Origin of the sequence: Pseudidiomarina atlantica (assembly GCF_000753735.1) — a bacterium.
Taxonomy (GTDB): Bacteria; Pseudomonadota; Gammaproteobacteria; order Enterobacterales; family Alteromonadaceae; genus Pseudidiomarina; species Pseudidiomarina atlantica.
Genome location: NZ_JPIN01000012.1, coordinates 53,089 through 71,181 on the forward strand (window position 1 = coordinate 53,089; position 18,093 = coordinate 71,181).

The window sequence follows — 18,093 nt, forward strand, 5'->3', positions numbered from 1 at the left end:
AGCATAAATGGAGTCTATTGCGTGGCGTTTGCCGATGGTCCTAGGAGCTTTGACGCTAAGCGCCTGCGGGCCGGTAACCGAGGATGCAGAAAGCGCGGCAGTGACCGAATATGAATGTGGTGCGCTGGCATTAACCACCGAACTCAACGGTGAAGAACTTGTCGTACAGTTTGCTGACCGCAGCTATAACTTTACGGCAACACCTGCGGCTTCGGGTGCGCGTTACGTCAACCAAGATTTGGGTGGGGAATTTTGGAACAAAGGTAACGAGGCGCAATTCAGCAGCGATCTGTTCACCCTACCCCTGTGTATTGAAAAAGGAACCCTACCGCAGGACCTGAATGCACGTGGTAACGAACCTTTTTGGCTGATCACTATCGACGGCGACCGAGCAACTCTGCGTAAACCCGATAACTCAGAGGAAGTTACCGTCCGTACGACAGATAATGTCGCACAAGGCTTCGAGCATCACCTTGAATTCTCCAACGGCGCGACATTAGATGTCGCACAAGAGATCTGTTACGACTCAATGAGTGGTCAAAGCTATCCCTACCGTGTTGCGTTGACCGAAGGCGACTCGGTGTTCGCGGGCTGTGCCGGAGATCCGCAACGCACACTTAGCGGCGCCAGCTGGCACTTGCAGCAAACAGCTACTGAACAGCCTGTGAGTATCACTTTCCATCCAGAGTCTAGAGTCAGTGGCTATGCCGGCTGTAATTACTTCACCGGCGGCTACACAGTCACCGGTGAAGGCTTGTCCTTTGCCCCTATGGCGGTGACCAAGCGCATGTGCGCTCGTGAGGTCATGTCGATTGAACAAGAATTTCTGCAACAATTAACCCAAGTTAACGGCTTTCGCGTATTTGCAGATGCAACCATGCAACTGCGTCTCCCGAACGGTGAATTTATTGCTTTCACCCGTCAGGCCCTAGAACTTCCATCGAATGGTGAGTAACAACGAATGAAATTATATGAAACCAAAACCGCTCCCAACCCACGTCGGGTCCGCATGTTTTTAGCCGAAAAAGGACTGCTCGACCAAGTTGAATGTGTCGAAATTGACTTACAAAAAGGCGAAAATCTTACTCCTGAATTTGCCGCCAAGAATCCAATGAAGAAAGTGCCAGTGCTGGAACTTGATGATGGTACTTGTATCGCCGAAACCATGGCAATTTGTCGCTATTTTGAAAGTGCTTATCCCGCTACGCCTAAACTGCTAGGTGACAACGCGGTTGAAGAAGCTGTAATTGAGCAATGGTCACGATGGTTGGATTACTACTTCTTTGTGCCATGTGGTATGGGCTTCCAGCATACCAGCGGGTTCTTTAAAGACCGCATGACACCAGTTAAAGAATGGGGCGAGCTCTGCGTCGCAGATACGCAAAAATTCATGCGTTTTCTCGATCAACACCTTGCCGACAAACAGTTCATTTGCTGCGACAAGCTTACCGCTGCTGACCTCACGGCCTTCGCAGTTGCCGCTTTTGCACGTGTCATTAAGCTTCGGGTTGACGATTCATTGCCCAATTTGCACGCCTGGTACCAGCGCATGCAGGCGCGTGAATCAGCACAAGTTTAAGGGGCGGCCGGCTGGGTGACATCGGTCAGATAAAGTAGCCCAGCCGTTTGCGGCAAATAGCGTAACGAAAACAAGATACGTTGGTGACAAGGCTGTTGTTGCGCCATTGTCGCAGCTAGCTCCTCCGGCGTCGCTGCCCTCGCTTTGAACGGCTCAGTTGAAGTTTGTACAAAAGCTTCATTGATAAAGCTTATTTTGCAGTTGATCCGGTCAAAGTAGGCTCTGCGTTCGCTGGCTGAGAGCGCTTGCGTACCGGCGCCATCTTGCAACCACACTTGATAATCCAAAGCTTGCAGCTGTTCTACCCAATCCGCAAAGCTCCGCGGCGACATTTGCGCACTCATGAATAAGCTAATAGCGAGTGGAGCATCCCCCATACTGCGCCGAACTTTGCGTAAGAACTCATGTAGTTGCTTGCGCTGTTCCGGTTCCGAGAAATAGGCGTCACTAAGCTCCAGGGGGAGATACCAACCTAAAAATTGCGCGCGATGCTGCGCTATCCAGCCCTGCCAACGTGCCACAGGGCCGTTCATGCGCCGCAGATAACGGGCAAAAAACTGTGCCTGCGCTGCGGTACCCTTCGCCATTTCGGTAAAATAGTCAGGTTCACTATGCATGCCTAACCATAATGGCATGTGTCGTTGCCACGCAGTTACCGCATCAAGCAACCAAGGTGCTGGCGTACTAAAATCGCTTTCGCCATACTGTACCCATTGCACCACACCGAATTCGATATCTGTGTCCGCCACCTGCTGAAACAAGTATTGCCAACCATAACTACCAAGCTCGGCATCACGGTTCAGTGGCTGATACATTACGCCCAGTGGCGGTGACTCGTCTGCCGCCACTGGTTGTACTAACACAGGCAATACACTAACTATCAGACCTAGAAATAGAGCTCGAAGCGAATGAGGACCGCGTTGTCGCCATCTTCGGCGTAATCGCTGTTGACTACATGTTGCCATTCGAGACCAAGCTCCATCTGTAAGTTGTACCCGTTATAGTCCGATGCCCACCATTCCGACATCCAGCCCACACCTAAGCCAGCGCGCGTATCGCTCGCATCACCGAGAGCCGCAAGGTCTTTTGAGGTATCTGCCTGCAAGAAACCATAGCCGCGTAAGGTCTGCAGATGTGTCTGCGTGAGCGCGATCACTGGACCCGACTCGATACGTCCAAAAAACGCATGCTGATCGTCTTCTGGGTAATAAATGCCATCTAGATAGAAAGTGTTGTACCAAAAACGTTCTTGCTGCGGCTTCCACCATTTGCCTTGGCTCCATGGACTGAGCAAATCAATCGACGCGCGCAGGTACGGCTTCAGCTCTTCATCACCATCGAGTTGCTGCCGCACACCAGCAGCAAACACGGTGTTCATTTTAAGTGTGGGCCGCCAAGTAACGCCTAAATCGATTTCTTGGGTCTCAAAGAAATCGTCTTCACCGCCTTGCAATAGGCTTATTTGCGCCCCTAGCCCACCAATACCGCTTTGCTCTTCGGTAAACGCATAAGCCGCTTGCAACTGCATAAAGTAGTCGCCTTGCGCATCGACCCCCTGGCCCACCGCGGCACGACTGCTATCACCTGCCCAACCGCTAAGGTTAAATGACCATTGACTTGAAACATCGCGATGCAGACGCTGAGCTTCGAGCAACTGTAGCTCGTCAGCATCAGGATCATCGAGCATCTTGTCGATAGCGGCACGCACGTAATGCTGGGTTTTTTCAGCGTCATTCGCATAGTCAAAAGCAAACGCAGCTTGATGTAAGTGCTTCACTTGCGCATTCGCTTCATTACCGCGCAACGCCGTCTCAAAATAAGGTGCCGACTCTACCGGATCACGCTCATAAATGGTGAAGGCTAATTCAGCTTGAAATTGCTTGTTGTCGGGATAAGTCGCGACGGCTTCGCGATACAATGCTTCAAGCTGCTCTAGCTGACCGCGTTTACGGTAAATGTAGGCGCGCTCTTCGACCAACAATGGCGAATCAAAACGTTGGTCCGCACGTTCAAGTAACAACAGGGTTTTGTCGTCGTCCTGTTGCGCTTGCGCAATATCGACACCCAACAGCCACCAATCGAGTTCTTGCTCTTGTCTTGCCGCCTGCCACGCAGTCTCGGCTTGCGCAAGATCGCCTAAATCGTACATCATGCGCGCAATGGCGATGTCGTCGGAACCCACACGTTCGCTCGCTGGAATTTGTTGCAGATAACCTACTGCCGCTTGGTCATCACCAACTCGTTGTGCTAGTGCCGCTAAGCTACGTAAGTCTCCTGCCGAAGGCTGTTCACCAATAGCCATTTGCAAGGCTGCATAGGCGGCTTCTGGGTCACGATCAATCAAACACTCCGCGCGAGTACGGATACCACGTTGTTGGCTGACATTTTCCAGTGCGGCAAGCGCTGCATCACAGTCCCCATGTAAGCGCCAAAGCTCAGCAACATCCACTGGATCTGCGTTATTCTCCGCTAGCAATTGAATGCGCTCAGCGCTAATCGCGTCTGGCGCACCGTACAAAATATTAATGTAGCGCGAGAGTAAAACTTTGCCCGGCGCACTGGCCAAGTTGACTTCACCAAAGCCCTCGTGCAGCAAGGCTAAGGTCTGTGAAGATTCACCACGTTGCCACATCAAGTAAGTTGCTTTTTCTAACGCAGCTGGATCACGATAGCGCTGCCAAATTTCGCGCCAAACTGGTTCAGACTTCGCACCATCGCCGAGCCGATCGTAGGCCATCGCCAAGTAAGTTAGCTCCGCCTCGTTGTCCGCTCGTCCGCTAAGCAATTCTACTTGGCGCTGCCACGCCTGTTGCTGATGATTGTGGTTCATTAACAAGCGCACACGTTGTGCTTGCAGCTCCGGGTTGGAAAACTCCGTGCGTTGCACCAGCTCGAACTGCTTCAGACGCTCTGCTAAAGTCAGCCAAACCGCCGCATTTTCGCGCACCGAACAATTCACAAAGCGCTGTTCGGCAGCAGCGCGATTATCCATTCGCAACAACAGCTGGACTTGCTCTAGACAGCTGGTTTGCGCTTCATCAGCGAGCGCCATGGCTGCCTCCAGCTCACCTTCCGCTTCCAACACGAAGTAATATTGCTTCGCGTCTGCAGACGACAAGTGTTCATGCTGTTGCAGCCAAGCAAAATATTTACTCGCAGCCGCGTTATCATCGCGACCTAATGCTTGGTAGGCGAGCTCGCGAATGACGCCGCCCGCGGCTTCTGGATAACGCTGCGCTAAGCGAAAAGCGCCTGCTTCATCGTTAGCCTCTACTAGCACATAGCCGAACTCAGCAATTTGCTCTGAGCTCAGTTCAGCATGGCTAGCATAGGCGGCAAACTGCTCTGCCGCCGCTTTGAATTCACCAACATCAGCTGCCACTCGCGCGGCAGTTAAATGTAATTCCGGTGTGTACAACTCTACCGGTAGCGCCGCCAGCCATTGCCATGCTGCTTGCTTGGACTGGCTTTGTTCTAATTGATAGAGGCTCTGTTCGATCAATTCTTGCTGCTGCGCGGCCGGCACTCCTTGCAATAGGGTAAGCATCGATGTTGCTGCTGGCACTTCGCGCGCAATCGCTTTGCGTAACATACGCTGATGCAGATTCGCCTTGCGCTCAAGGGGGATCCCTTGCAAGTAGATCTGTGCTCGCGCTAAATCTTCACCCGCAAGCGCGAGTTCAAATGCATACTCATAAAAAGCGACGTGCTCTGGTGCAATTTTAATCGCGATATCAAGTTCCTTTACCGCCGCTTGATATTGTTCCTCTTGCTGCAAGCGATAGGCTTTATCGACATAGGGATAGGTCCGAAATTCCTCGTAGTCGGATAAACCATTGAATATGGAATCGCCGATAGCTTGCGGTGCAAGTGCTGTCGCCGCAGCGATAAACCCTAAAATACGCATGTGATACCCGGTTGCCCTGCAACCGCCTCTGCTAATAATTCTTTCATTTCGATCTGGTGACGCTTTTGATAAGCCGAAGCTTCATCGCGCTGTGCATCAGAAATAATACCTTCGCTGACCAAGTAATCGCCCAGCCGCACTTCGTTACGACGGTCATATGCCATCATGACCTGTGCCATCACCGCTGGATCAATTACGTGTGATTGCACTAGCGCAGTGCCAAAGGGTAACTGGCGAATAAAGTAGGCATCGCGCATTAGTCGGATGTCACTTTCTTGCAAAGTTCCACTCTCTTGTGCCTGTTGTAGGTATGGCCTCGGGTCAGCGTCTTTATCGTCCATGTACCAATAACGCAGACCGAGTGTGACTGCACCTTGGGTGGTCACACAGCCCCGCACTGGACGCTTTAATCGACGACTAATCGCGGCTTCAGCAACCGGACTCAAAGCGTATTCACGGCCAACAATCAGTGTTTTGCCGTCTTCAGCTAACGGAATAATCGAGTATTTGAAGGCTATTTCCGCGGGCAAGGTCTCAATCAATGCCGGATCCAATGTGAACGGATCGCAGGCTTGGAACGAACTGTATTCTTGCTCGGCAATTGCTTCACTGAGTTCATCTAGCGTCACAAAACCAGCAGTGACTAGGTACACGCCTAAGCGAATTCCCGCGGGACGCTCCAATAATGCCCGCTCAAGCTCTGCTTCGGTGAGCTTGCCATTGGTGATCAGAATGCCACCTAATGGCTGTTTACGCGGCGGCGCCACCACTGGAAATACATGTGAGGTTTTATCCCAAGCGACTTTGCGTGGGTCACCATGTTGAATCACCTGCTTCAAAGCACGCAAGCTCGCTACGAAGTTAATCAAGGTGCCCCAGAAAATGCGCACAATCGACATAAAGCCCTGGAACCAACCGTAATATTGCTTAACGAAATAAAAACGATGAACTAAGCGATTGACCAAAAAGAACAAGTTGGCCATGAGTAAAAATACGATCAGCGGCTCATCATCGAACACCGATAATACTCGGTAGGTGCTCGGCGAAACTTTTTCAACAACCCAAATAATGAATAACTGAATAAACAACGCCATCGCGATGAAGCTTATAACGTTGGCGAAAGCACCGCGCCGATCGCGCCACAGAAAATAATTAATCTTCCAATCTTTAGTCCATTTCAGTTTACGAGAACCTTGAAAGATAATGCCGATAATCCAACGGGTCTTTTGTCGCACTGAAGCTTTGTAACTGGTTGGAAAGTACTCTCGCACGCATACCACATTACCATCGCGTTTACTCACCCCAGCACTGCGTTCGCGCAATTGTGCCTGCTCCATTTTCACCGGATAGCGCACAAAAATTTCTTCCATACCCCAACTCTTCAAGCGAAAACCGATGTCATAGTCTTCAGTCAACGAGCGCACATCAAACGGCAAACCATCGCCTTCTTTAAGGAGTTTCAAAATCGCGCGGCGACTAAAGCAGGTGCCAACCCCTGCACTTGGCACTTGGCCAGCGAGAGATTCCCGCACTACGATATCTTTGCCGTGCAGTTCCGCGAATTCATCTAAATAATGGGCAGCAGTAAAATTGTACCAATGCTGGGGAAACGGATAGACCGGCAACTGGATCATGTCTTTGCGGCCAACTAAAAAGTTGAACAAGCGCAATTCCATACTTGAAATAACGTCTTCGGCATCGTGCAAAATATAGCCGGCGAATTCGATTTTGGTTTTCTTCTCAAATTCGACAATAGAAGCAATGATGTTATTTAAACAGTCAGCTTTACTGGTGGGTCCTGGCTCGGCACAAATGACTTTATGCACATTAGGATAATGCTCAACCACATGGTCGACTTCTGCTTGGGTTTCGGGGTCATTTGGATAGGTACCAATGAAAATCTGATAATTCTCATAATCCAAAGAGGCAGCAGCGTTTGCCGCCATCTTATCGACCACCCCCACTTCCTGCCATGCTGGCACCATGATAGCGAGTGGCTTTTCCGGTTCGTTTAAAAGTTTATCAGGATCAGCGTAATCATATTTCCGATACACCGTCAGTTTGCGATATATCCACCGGACCCAGTAATAGAAATCGATAAACAAGTCGTCGAGACCGAACAGAAACAGTACGACCATGACGAAGATCGCTAACCATTTCAATCCATAGAGGTACAAGACGAAGACGTCAAACCAAGTCATACACAGCCTATGTCATCTCAAAGTTGAAAATATTGTTGCAAAACTGCAAATAAAGAATAGGGATAGTCGAACTGACTATCCCTATCAAATGCAATGATGTTTTGACTAAGTTTAGATGATATTTAACAATTGGCTATCTGTTGAACCGCATATTACGAAAAATGTTCTATAACATTTTCTCTAATTGCGCAAAATCGACATCGGGAAGTTCTTGAAAGCCTGGATAAGCAAATAGGTAACCTTGCACGAAATTGACTCCCAAGCCCAGGAGGGTTTGCAATTCTGCCACTGTCTCAATACCTTCAGCGAGAATTCGAGTGCCTTGCAATTCACATTGGGCAACCACCTGTTTGACTCCGGCTTGCTGCTCTTTATCTCGGTCGATATCAATGATCAAACTACGGTCGAGCTTGAGAATATGGGGTCGCAATTCAACCAACCATTCGTGACTTGCATAGCCCGAGCCATAGTCATCGATAGCCGTTTGAAAGCCGCGCGCCGCGTAACTTGAGAATATCCGCTGCAAGTGTGACTTACTGATAATTTCCTCGCCTTCGGTGACTTCAAAAACCAGTTTGCGTAAATCAAAATGGTATAAATCAGCAGCTTCAATAGTGGCTTTAATACAGGTTTCAGGATTGTAGACGGCATTCGGTAAGAAATTGATGTGAAGATAGTTGCTACAACCTAACTTCGAGGCCCACTCGATGGCTTTAACGCGACAGGCTTGGTCAAAATAGTAGCGGTTATCGTGGGTCACTTGGTCGAATACCCAACCGGCGCCCTCGCCATTGGGGCCGCGGACAAGTGCTTCGAATGCGCAAATACGTTGTGCCCGCCAATCGACGATAGGTTGAAATGCCATGCTGATCTCAAAGCCAAGATCTTTGCCGGCAAGGCAGTCACGGCAGGTTTGCTGACGAATTGATGCTGGTATTGTCATTTATTATCTTTAGAAGTTGAGCAACCACAACAAACTACTCGTTGCGATAAATAACCACAGAATGATAGCCAATATCATCGGCTTGAGTCCTGCGGCACGAACTCTTTTTAAGGTTAAGCTTAGCCCAATTAAAAACAAACAAAACACCAATAAGCGTTTGCCGAGCTCAAATAAGCTGCCAAAAATTGAACTTGTATCATTAAAGTAACTGGCAAATACGGCTGTTGCAACAAATCCGACAATAAACCAAGGCACGCTTACGCTGATACGTTTTTGCTTCTGCGCAGAACGCTGATACCACCACGCGGAAAGCAGCACCAGCGGAATAATCCACAACGCCCGCGCTAGTTTAGTCGTGGTGGCGATTTGTAAAGCCTCGTCACCAAAAGCTTCGGCGGCACCGACCACAGATGAAGTATCGTGAATGGCGATCGCCGCCCACAAACCAAAAGTTAGCTGGTCCAGTTCAAGCAATCTACCGATCAGTGGAAAGACGAGGAGCGCCACCGAGTTAAGAATAAACACGACCGCCAGAGCGAGTGCCATTTGGTCACTGCGGGCGCGGATGGCGGGGCCAACCGCGGCTATCGCACTGCCACCACAAATTGCCGTACCGGAACCGATTAAATGGGCGGTCGTCAGTTCCATTCGCATTGCTTTCGCCAATAGCAATGCCAACGCAAGGGTGGCGAGCATAGACATCACCATTAATCCCAGCGCATCGCCAGTAACTTGCATAGCACTCGGTAGGTGTACACCAAAACCCAATAGCACAATAGCTACGCCGAGTAGATGTTTTGCCCATTGTGCCGGATTGAAGTGCGTGGGCGACAAGCCAAACCCTGCGCCAATAAAACCAAGAAGCAGCGCATAGGGCGAGCTAAGCAACCCAACTCCAGCAACGACAGCAATCGCACTGACGTATAATTTAGCAAGCATAGAACCCTTAAAGCTGGTTGATAGGTAGCTTCAAGTATACTTTACCTTTGTCATCTGCGGGCGGCATTTCACCAGCTCGAATATTCACTTGAATCGAAGGTAAGATCAGTCGCGGCATTTCTAGTGTGGCATCGCGTTCTTCACGCATTTTCACAAACTCTTGCTCGCTCACGCCATCACGCACATGTTTGCTGTGCGCCTTTTGCTCGGCAACGGTGGTCTTATGCTGATAATCACGGCCCTCTGGCGGATAATCATGACACATATACAATTCGGTGTTGTCCGGCATCGCTAACAACCGCTGAATAGAACGGTACAAAGTCGTCGCGCTGCCACCTGGGAAGTCACAACGCGCGGTGCCAACATCCGGCATAAACAAAGTGTCGCCAACGAACACTTTTTGCTCATCGAGTACATAAACCATATCCGCTGGGGTATGCCCCGGAGAATGCAGCGCACGAAAATGCAGACTGCCAACGGTAAAGGTTTCACCATCGGCAAACAAATGATCGAATTGCTGACCGTCTGGCAGAAACTCTTTCTCTAGATTGAATACGTCTTTGAAAATTTGCTGTACTTCGCAAATCCTGTTACCAATGGCAATCTTGCCGCCCAAATGTTGCTTGATAAAGGGTGCCGCCGAAAGATGATCGGCATGTGCGTGCGTTTCTAGAATCCACTCAACTTGCAAGTCATGCGCTTTAACGAAGTCGACTAAACGTTGCGGACCATGTGTCGCTGTACGGCCTGATTTGTAATCAAAATCGAGTACCGGATCTATGATGACCGCTTTTTTACTGCTCGGATCTTCCACAACATAGCTGAAAGTTTCGCTGTCAGGGTCCAAGAACGGCGTGATTTGAGCTTGGCTTGGTGCATTCATTGCCATTTCTCCTACTTAATGATGCAAATTTTTAAATTAGCGACTTCTAAATTACGTTATTCGGCGCGAGAGTTAAACTGGATCACAACACCTTCTGCGTATAAAATTGCGCCTTTCTGTTTACAAATGAGAGTTCACTATGGGTCGCGCGTATCAAAACCGCAAAGAGTCGATCGCAAAAACAGCGGCGGCAAAAAGTAAAGTGTACAGCAAATACGGTCGTCAAATTTATGTTGTCGCGAAACAGGGTGGTATTGACCCCGAAGCGAATCTACAGTTACGTGGTCTTATCGACAGCGCAAAGAAAGACCAAGTTCCTGCCCATGTTATTGAAAAAGCGATTGATAAAGCCAAAGGCGGTGCAGGTGAAGATTATGCACCTGCGGTGTACGAAGGTTTTGGTCCTGGCAACTGTATGGTGATGGTCGAGTGTTTGACCGACAATCCTGCCCGGACCTTTGGTGAAGTGCGTAACTGTTTCACGAAAACCAAGTCGAAAATCGGGGCCCCTGGTAGCGTTGCGCACATGTTCGATCATTGTGCCATTATCGCTTTCGCTGGCGACGACGAAGACGCGGTGTTAGAAGCACTCATGATGGCCGACGTCGATGTGACTGATATTGAAGTTGAAGACGGTAAGTTGACAGTTTTTGCGCCGCATACCGAATCACATAAAGCCAAAGTGGCGTTGCAAGAGGCCTTCGAAGGTATCGAGTTTGAGGTAGACGAAGTCCAGTACTTACCACAGATCATGACGACCATTGCTGGCGACGACGTACCAATGATGGAAAAGTTTCTCGATATGCTCAACGACTGTGACGACGTGCAAAACGTTTATCACAACGCGGAGTGGTAGGAGCTCGGTGAGCAACCCGCGGTAATACTAACGACTAGCATTACCGCGGATGCATGGTGGTCCCGTACTAGAAGTACGGGCTGCAATTAGTTTTCTTCTTCAAGTAAATCCAGAATAAACGCATACTCTTCAGCGACTTCTTTCAGTCGTGAAAAGCGTCCTGACGCACCACCATGCCCAGCTTCCATATTGGTACGGAACATCAACGGATTGTCTCCGGTTTGCGTGTAGCGCAGTTTCGCGACCCACTTCGCGGGTTCAAAATACTGCACCTGCGAATCATGCAAACCCGTAGTCACGAGCATTGCCGGATACTCTTTTGCTTCAACGTGGTCATACGGTGAATAAGAAAGCATGTATTCATAACTTTCTTTGTTCTTCGGGTTGCCCCATTCGTCAAACTCGTTCGTCGTCAACGGAATACTCTCGTCGAGCATGGTGGTGACCACATCGACAAATGGAACATGAGCAACTAAGCCCCGATACTTTTCAGGCGCTAAGTTTGCCACTGCACCCATCAACAAACCACCGGCACTCCCACCCATACCGAAGACCTTATCAGGATGAGCATATTGTTCGGCAACTAAGTGGTCAGTCACATCCACGTAGTCAGTGAAAGTGTTCTTCTTATTAAACATTTTCCCGTCTTCGTACCACTGCCGCCCCATCTCTTGACCACCACGAATGTGGGCAATGGCATACACGAAGCCGCGGTCGACAAGTGAAAACACGCTTTGGCGGAACCAAGGCTCAGAGGTAGAGCCGTAAGAACCATAAGCGTACTGATACAACGGCGCCGTGCCATCTTGTTTAAAGTCCTTTTTATACAGCAACGACACTGGAATTTGCGTACCATCGTCGGCCGTTGCCCAAGTACGCGAAGTTGCATATTGTGCAGCATCGTAGTTCGGTACTTCGGTCGCTTTGAGTACTTCACGTTCTTGGCTCGCCATATCAAACGCGTAGGTGACGGTTGGCGTTACCAATGACGTATAGTTGTAACGCAACTCGCTGGTATCTTGTTCAACATTAGTGGCAAATGTCATCACGTACGTTGCTTCATCGGCACTTATGACATAGCTGGTTTCGGGCTCCGCCCAAGGCACCACACGAATTTGGCGCAAGCCTTCACGACGTTGATTAAGCGCTAAATAATCTTTGAACACAGCAATGTTGTGGATAAATACGGCTTCATCATGGGCAACTAAAGGTTCCCAATTCGCTTTATCACCAATCTTATCAGCCGCGACTTGCATGACTTGGAAGTTCGGCGCATTCAAGTCGGTCAGAATAATCCAACGGCCATCGATGTGATCCGCAGAGTACTTGAAGTCACGCTCACGCGGCGCTAACACTTGAAACTCTCCATCTGGAGTATCAGCATCGAGTACGTGCATTTCGTCAGATACCGTCGCATCCAAGTTAATCACCACATACTCGCCATCTGTGGTGTTATCGACCCACATGTAGAAGGTGTTGTCTTGTTCTTCGTAGACGACTTCGACACTCTCTGCTGGCGAACCCAGCTGATACTTCATTACGCGCTTGGATAACAGTGTTTGTGGGTCGTTTTCAATGACAAACAAGGTTTCGTTGTCTTTCGCCCAAGCAATCGCCGCTGAGATTCCGGTAATACCGGTCGCAGTAATTTCGCCAGTGCTCAGATCTTTGACTTGCAGTTCGTACTGACGACGGCCCATGTCATCAACCACAAAAGCGACTTTAGTCTGGTCTGGACTGATTTGCAGATTCGAGACCTGCATAAAGGATTTGCCTTCGGCCAACTCATTCACGTCAAGAATGGTTTCAGCTGTGCCGCCATCAACCGGCGTTCGGGTGTAAATGGGATACTCTTTACCCGCCTCGTAGACTGTTTGGTACATGTAGTCACCGCGACGATAAGGAACACTACTATCGTCTTGCTTCACACGACCCAGGATTTCTTGTTCGATTTCATCGGTAACCGCTTGATAATCCGCGCGATAGGCATCGTAATAGTCGTTCTCGGCTTCAAGATAGGCCAGAACCTCAGGATCTTTACGTTCATCATCACGCAGCCAATAATAGTAATCGACGCGTTCACCATGCGGTGAAACTACAGTATAAGGTTCGCGCTTAGCAACCGGCGCGTCACTCTGAGCAGCGTCTGTAGCGGTGGTTTCTGGTGCTGGCTGACACGCAGCTAAGGCAAATACAGCAAGTGCTGTAAGTGCATATTTCGAAATAGGCTTGGTTAAATACATGGTCATTACCCTGTTAGATTTAGTAAGCCATCAAACTGTTGATGATTTTGTCAGTCGGGTCAAGCGCTTTAGCTGCTGTGAATCGGTGACACGGCGCGTGAACTTTATTTTTGATCTTTTTATAACAATAAAACATGCTGACAATTATATTGAGCATTCATCGAAATTAGTTGCACTGCTCGGACCACGAAGGTAAGTTATTGCATATTTTTTAGACGCGAAGGATTCCTGTGCGCCCATTTACAGCGACCTCCATTATGCTCGCCACACTCGGCTACTTAGCCTTCGCGAGTCATTTAGCGCATGCTTCCTTATGGCAAGAGGAGGCAGTGGCTCAGAGTGTAAGCCAAGCACCTGTTTTAGACAGTGAAATCGAGCAGCAACTCGACGACATGCTGAATAGCAATTTGTCAGAAGAAGAAATGCGCTCTCGAATGGTGGCGCTTGAACAAACCCTAGACGCACGAGCGCCAGCTATGTCGCGCGTTCGTTTGATGTCTTACATTGCACTTTCAAATGCCTATTTAGGCGAAGTAGAACTTGCCTACCAACAACTTGATGATGCACAGCAGCTAGCGCTGAAAAGTGCGTTGCCAGATGCGCTTGCCGAAGTCGCAGGCACACGTATTTTGGTCAAAACCCTTGAGAACAAATTAACGGAAGCCTATACCCTACTCAATACCGCAATCGTACCTTTAGAAAGTGCGCAATTACCGCGGGTTCGTTATTTTGTACACAACCTCATTGCCAGTGTTTACACTGCGAAAAACAAACCTGAACGGGCCTTCGAACATTTGATTGCCGCCGCGCAAGCCGTCGATGAAACCAATGATGAGCGCACTCCTATTCGCCGCACCCATTTAAGCCTGCGGGTGGCCGCGATTGATACGCAACAACGGCGTTACGAGCAAGCCTTGCAGCGTTTAGATGAAGCGACGCAAGCGGTGCAACAAGCTGGCCTTGAGGCCATGTTTATACCAGAAATCGAATTCCAACGCGCTTATGTCTATTCGATGATGGAGGAATACGACCGCGCCTTCGAAATCTATAAAGATCTCGAAAGCCAGATAAAAGATGATCCGACTTGGGTAGCATTAGAATCTACAGTTTTAAACAATTTAGGTGACTTAGCGATACGCACCGAACGCTTCGAGTCGGGTACCGAAATTCTACAGCAAGCATTAGCCGTCGCCGAAGCGCAAAACGACGTCATCACCGAGCAAATGATCCGCTTTAACTTAGGCTTTATCCAGGTGCACCTTGATAACTTTGATGTTGGCTTGAACGCCATGCAAGAAGTTGTTGAGCAGGCTCGAGATACGTGGCTTGACAGTGAGTTTGAACCCTTACTGGGCGAATTTGCCGAAGCGTTAACGATGGCGGGTCGCCACCAACAGGCCAATCAGGTGTTGCTCGAACAACGTGGGTTACGGGAAGAGATTTTTAATACCAACTTGCAGAAGAACGTGACCGAGCTGCAGAACCTTTACGACTCGCAAGATAAAGCACAACAGATAGAGTTGCTCGAACGCCAGAATGACCTCAATGCCCAGCAGCTTGAAAACGAGCGCCAGCGCCAACTCATTCTGATTCTTGGCGTCGTTGTTGCGCTGCTGCTGTCGACCCTGGTGTTTTATTTATATCGTGCAGCGCGGCGTTCCAACTTGGCCTTGCAGAGCGCAAACGCGAAACTAGCCGACCAGTCGATTCGCGATCCACTTACCGGACTCCTTAATCGTCGCGCAATGCAGCAAGAACTGCAGCGCCAAGAGGCGCACCCTAAAGCGCGTTCCGATGCCATGGTGTTGATTGATATCGACCACTTTAAACGCATCAACGATCATCACGGTCATGCCGCTGGCGATGAGGTCATTAAAGCCGTAGCCCAACGCCTCATCGACGTCTGTCGCGACAACGATAAAGTGATTCGCTGGGGTGGCGAAGAGTTCCTGATTTATCTCACGGAGACCAGCCACGACGCTTTACCACGATTTGTGTTGCGGTTACTGCAGCAAATTGCCAGTAAACCCGTCACCACCGAGAACGGTAAGCAAATCGACATTACCTGTACCGCTGGCTTCATCAGTTACCCGTTTGCCGACCTCAATCAGCAACAAATGGATTGGGAAGCGACGTTACAACTCGTAGATAAAGCGCTGTATGCAGGCAAAGTTCATGGCCGCAATCAGGCGTGGGGTATCGTCAGTTTGAACGTTCCCTACGAGCAGGCGCATAAAGTCCTCGATACCGACTTAGCCCGCGCCATAGAGGATAACTATGTGTCAGCGGTAACCTTGCACGGTCCGCAGCGCGCATAAAAAAGCCTCGGTGTGCGCCGAGGCTTTCATTATTTTGCGTTAACTGCAGTTGTTATTGCAGCTCTTCCAACTCTTTCACACCCATGTTCCACAATGTAAAACCATAGATATCAGCGTACTGTTCGATGGTTTTTGATACCGGCGTACCTGCACCATGACCCGCATTGGTCTCGATACGAATCAACTGCGGATTTGCGCCACCTGCCTTCGCTTGCAGTTCAGCTGCAAACTTGAATGAATGTGCAGGAACCACACGGTCATCGTGATCACCAGTGGTAATCATGGTCGCTGGATAGTTGACGCCCTGCTCCACGTTATGCACCGGTGAATAACCGTATAAGTACTCGAACATTTCTTTGCTGTCTTCGGCAGTGCCGTAGTCGTAGGCCCAACCTGCGCCAGCTGTGAAGGTGTGGTAACGCAACATATCAAGTACACCTACCGCTGGTAAGGCAACTTGCATTAAATCTGGGCGTTGTGTCATCACTGCGCCCACCAACAAGCCACCATTTGAGCCGCCACGAATCGCCAAACGGTTGCTTGAGGTATAGCCTTGGTCAATCAGATATTCGCCCGCCGCAATAAAGTCATCAAACACGTTTTGCTTGTTAAGCTGCGTACCTGCTAAGTGCCATGCTTTACCATACTCACCGCCACCGCGCAGGTTTGCCACCGCATAAACACCGCCCATTTCGAGCCAAAGCGCGTTGGTGATGCTAAACGAAGGGGTCAAGCTGATATTGAAGCCACCATAACCATAAAGCATGGTCGGATTTGTACCGTCAAGCTCAAGACCTTTCTTGTAGGTGATGATCATCGGTACTTCGGTGCCATCTTTCGACGTATAGAAGACCTGCTTCGATTCATAAGCATCGCTATCGAAGTCGGCTTTTGATTTCTCATACACTTCCGATTCACCGGTTGCCGGCGCGTACTTATAGATGGTGCCTGGCGTGTTGTAATTGGTGAAGGTGTAATACAACTCTTCAGCATCGTCTTTGCCAGCAAAACCGCTCACACTACCCACGCCCGGCAACTCAACATCACGTACTTTGTTGCCGTCGTAGTCGTATTGTTCGACCTTGGCAATCGCGTCGACCATGTACTCAGCAAAAATGTAACCCGCGCCAGTACCAACGCTTAGTACGTTATCAGTCTCGGCGATAAAATCCTGCCAGTTAGCAGGTTCGGGAGCACTTGCATCAACCGTAACTACGCGCTTATTCGGCGCATCGAGGTCAGTCACTAGATACAACTTCGAACCCTTGTTGTCTAACACTGAAGTATCAGCATCAAAGGTGTCAGTAATAGCAACAAGTTCACTGTTTGGGCTACTCAAATCTTTCAAGAACAGTTTGTTTCCTGACGTTGAGTTAGCGGCGCTGATAAACAAGTAGTTATCGTCTTCAGAGACGTAGCCGCCAACATAACGGTGCTTTTCTGCTTCGTTGCCACCAAAGATGACTGCATCATCCGCTTGCGCAGTGCCCAGCTTGTGATAGTAAAGCTTGTGTTGGTCAGTTTTCGCTGACAGCTCACTGCCTTCTGGTTTGTCATAGCTTGAATAGTAGAAGCCATCGTTACCAAACCACGAAATACCGCTAAATTTCACATCAACGATTGGATCTTCAAGCTGCTCTTTGGTTTCAACATCGATAATGATGATCTTGCGCCAGTCACTACCGCCCTCAGAGATTGCATACGCAGCGATTGAGCCATCTTTTGAAAAACTCAAACTAGCCAAAGAAGTAGTACCATCTTCGCTGAAAGTATTTGGATCAAGGAAGACTTCAGTATTGCCCTCAGCATCCGTACGGTAAACCACGTACTGGTTCTGTAGACCGTCATTCTTATAGAAGTAGGTGTAATCGCCTTCTTTGAAAGGCGCGCCGACTTTCTCATAGTTCCACATGGAACTTAAACGCTCTTCGATTTGTTGACGATAGGGGATTTGCTCAAGGTACTTAAACGTCACCTCGTTTTGTGCTTGTACCCAGGCCTCAGTATCAACACTGCGATCATCTTCAAGCCAGCGGTAGGGGTCGGCAACGACCGTACCAAAATAATTGTCGGTAACATTACCGCGGAACGTCGTTGGATAGGTTAACTGATTCGCTGTCATCGTCGCTTCTTTGCTCAATTCAACATCACTCGATGTTTGTTCTTGTGGTGAACAAGCCGCCAATACGGCTACGCTCAACACTGATAACCATTTTTTCATGGA

12 protein-coding genes are annotated in these 18,093 nt (G+C 49.3%); 4 read left to right on the forward strand and 8 right to left on the reverse strand.

What is annotated here, in order from left to right:
• Positions 1-7: 7 nt before the first annotated feature.
• On the forward strand, positions 8-955 hold the full coding sequence (locus tag IDAT_RS10580; RefSeq protein WP_034733438.1) for an META domain-containing protein: 948 nt from the start codon (positions 8-10) through the stop codon (positions 953-955).
• A 6-nt stretch (positions 956-961) separates the two neighbouring features.
• Positions 962-1,579, forward strand: a complete 618-nt coding sequence (locus tag IDAT_RS10585) for a glutathione S-transferase family protein (protein WP_034733439.1) — start codon at positions 962-964, stop codon at positions 1,577-1,579.
• On the opposite strand, the gene IDAT_RS10590 is transcribed toward IDAT_RS10585, so the two are convergent.
• The 6 genes from IDAT_RS10590 to IDAT_RS10615 form a co-directional block, all read right to left on the reverse strand.
• Entirely contained in the window at positions 1,576-2,442 is an 867-nt protein-coding gene (locus IDAT_RS10590) for a DUF4434 domain-containing protein (RefSeq protein ID WP_162178401.1), read from the reverse strand. The two genes, IDAT_RS10585 and IDAT_RS10590, sit on opposite strands and share 4 nt — an antisense overlap.
• A 23-nt stretch (positions 2,443-2,465) precedes the next feature.
• Positions 2,466-5,486: an NfrA family protein gene (locus IDAT_RS10595; protein WP_034733444.1), complete on the reverse strand. Its 3,021-nt coding sequence runs from the start codon at positions 5,484-5,486 to the stop codon at positions 2,466-2,468.
• Positions 5,474-7,687: a glycosyl transferase family protein gene (locus IDAT_RS10600; RefSeq protein WP_034733445.1), complete on the reverse strand. Its 2,214-nt coding sequence runs from the start codon at positions 7,685-7,687 to the stop codon at positions 5,474-5,476. The genes IDAT_RS10595 and IDAT_RS10600 overlap by 13 nt, the downstream gene beginning before the upstream one ends.
• 166 nt (positions 7,688-7,853) lie before the next feature.
• Positions 7,854-8,630 (reverse strand): EAL domain-containing protein, encoded by a 777-nt coding sequence (locus IDAT_RS10605; protein ID WP_034733447.1) that lies wholly within the window; start codon positions 8,628-8,630, stop codon positions 7,854-7,856.
• A gap of 9 nt (positions 8,631-8,639) precedes the next feature.
• Entirely contained in the window at positions 8,640-9,569 is a 930-nt protein-coding gene (locus IDAT_RS10610; protein ID WP_051986732.1) for a YeiH family protein, read from the reverse strand.
• Between the two features lie 7 nt (positions 9,570-9,576).
• Positions 9,577-10,452 carry an MBL fold metallo-hydrolase gene (locus IDAT_RS10615; RefSeq protein WP_034733449.1) on the reverse strand — a complete coding sequence of 292 codons (876 nt, stop codon included), beginning with the start codon at positions 10,450-10,452 and terminating at the stop codon, positions 9,577-9,579.
• Between the two features lie 139 nt (positions 10,453-10,591).
• On the opposite strand from IDAT_RS10615, the gene IDAT_RS10620 reads away from it, so the two are divergent.
• Positions 10,592-11,308 (forward strand): YebC/PmpR family DNA-binding transcriptional regulator, encoded by a 717-nt coding sequence (locus IDAT_RS10620; RefSeq protein WP_034733451.1) that lies wholly within the window; start codon positions 10,592-10,594, stop codon positions 11,306-11,308.
• Positions 11,309-11,394: 86 nt separating this feature from the next.
• Here the strand turns inward: IDAT_RS10620 and IDAT_RS10625 are convergent, their stop codons facing one another.
• Entirely contained in the window at positions 11,395-13,551 is a 2,157-nt protein-coding gene (locus IDAT_RS10625) for a S9 family peptidase (protein ID WP_034733453.1), read from the reverse strand.
• 230 nt (positions 13,552-13,781) lie between these two features.
• Between IDAT_RS10625 and IDAT_RS10630 the strand changes: the two genes are divergently transcribed.
• Positions 13,782-15,869, forward strand: a complete 2,088-nt coding sequence (locus IDAT_RS10630) for a GGDEF domain-containing protein (protein WP_156099521.1) — start codon at positions 13,782-13,784, stop codon at positions 15,867-15,869.
• A 52-nt stretch (positions 15,870-15,921) separates the two neighbouring features.
• Here the strand turns inward: IDAT_RS10630 and IDAT_RS10635 are convergent, their stop codons facing one another.
• Complete coding sequence (locus IDAT_RS10635) at positions 15,922-18,090, reverse strand: prolyl oligopeptidase family serine peptidase (RefSeq protein WP_034733456.1); 2,169 nt, start codon at positions 18,088-18,090, stop codon at positions 15,922-15,924.
• Positions 18,091-18,093: the final 3 nt, after the last annotated feature.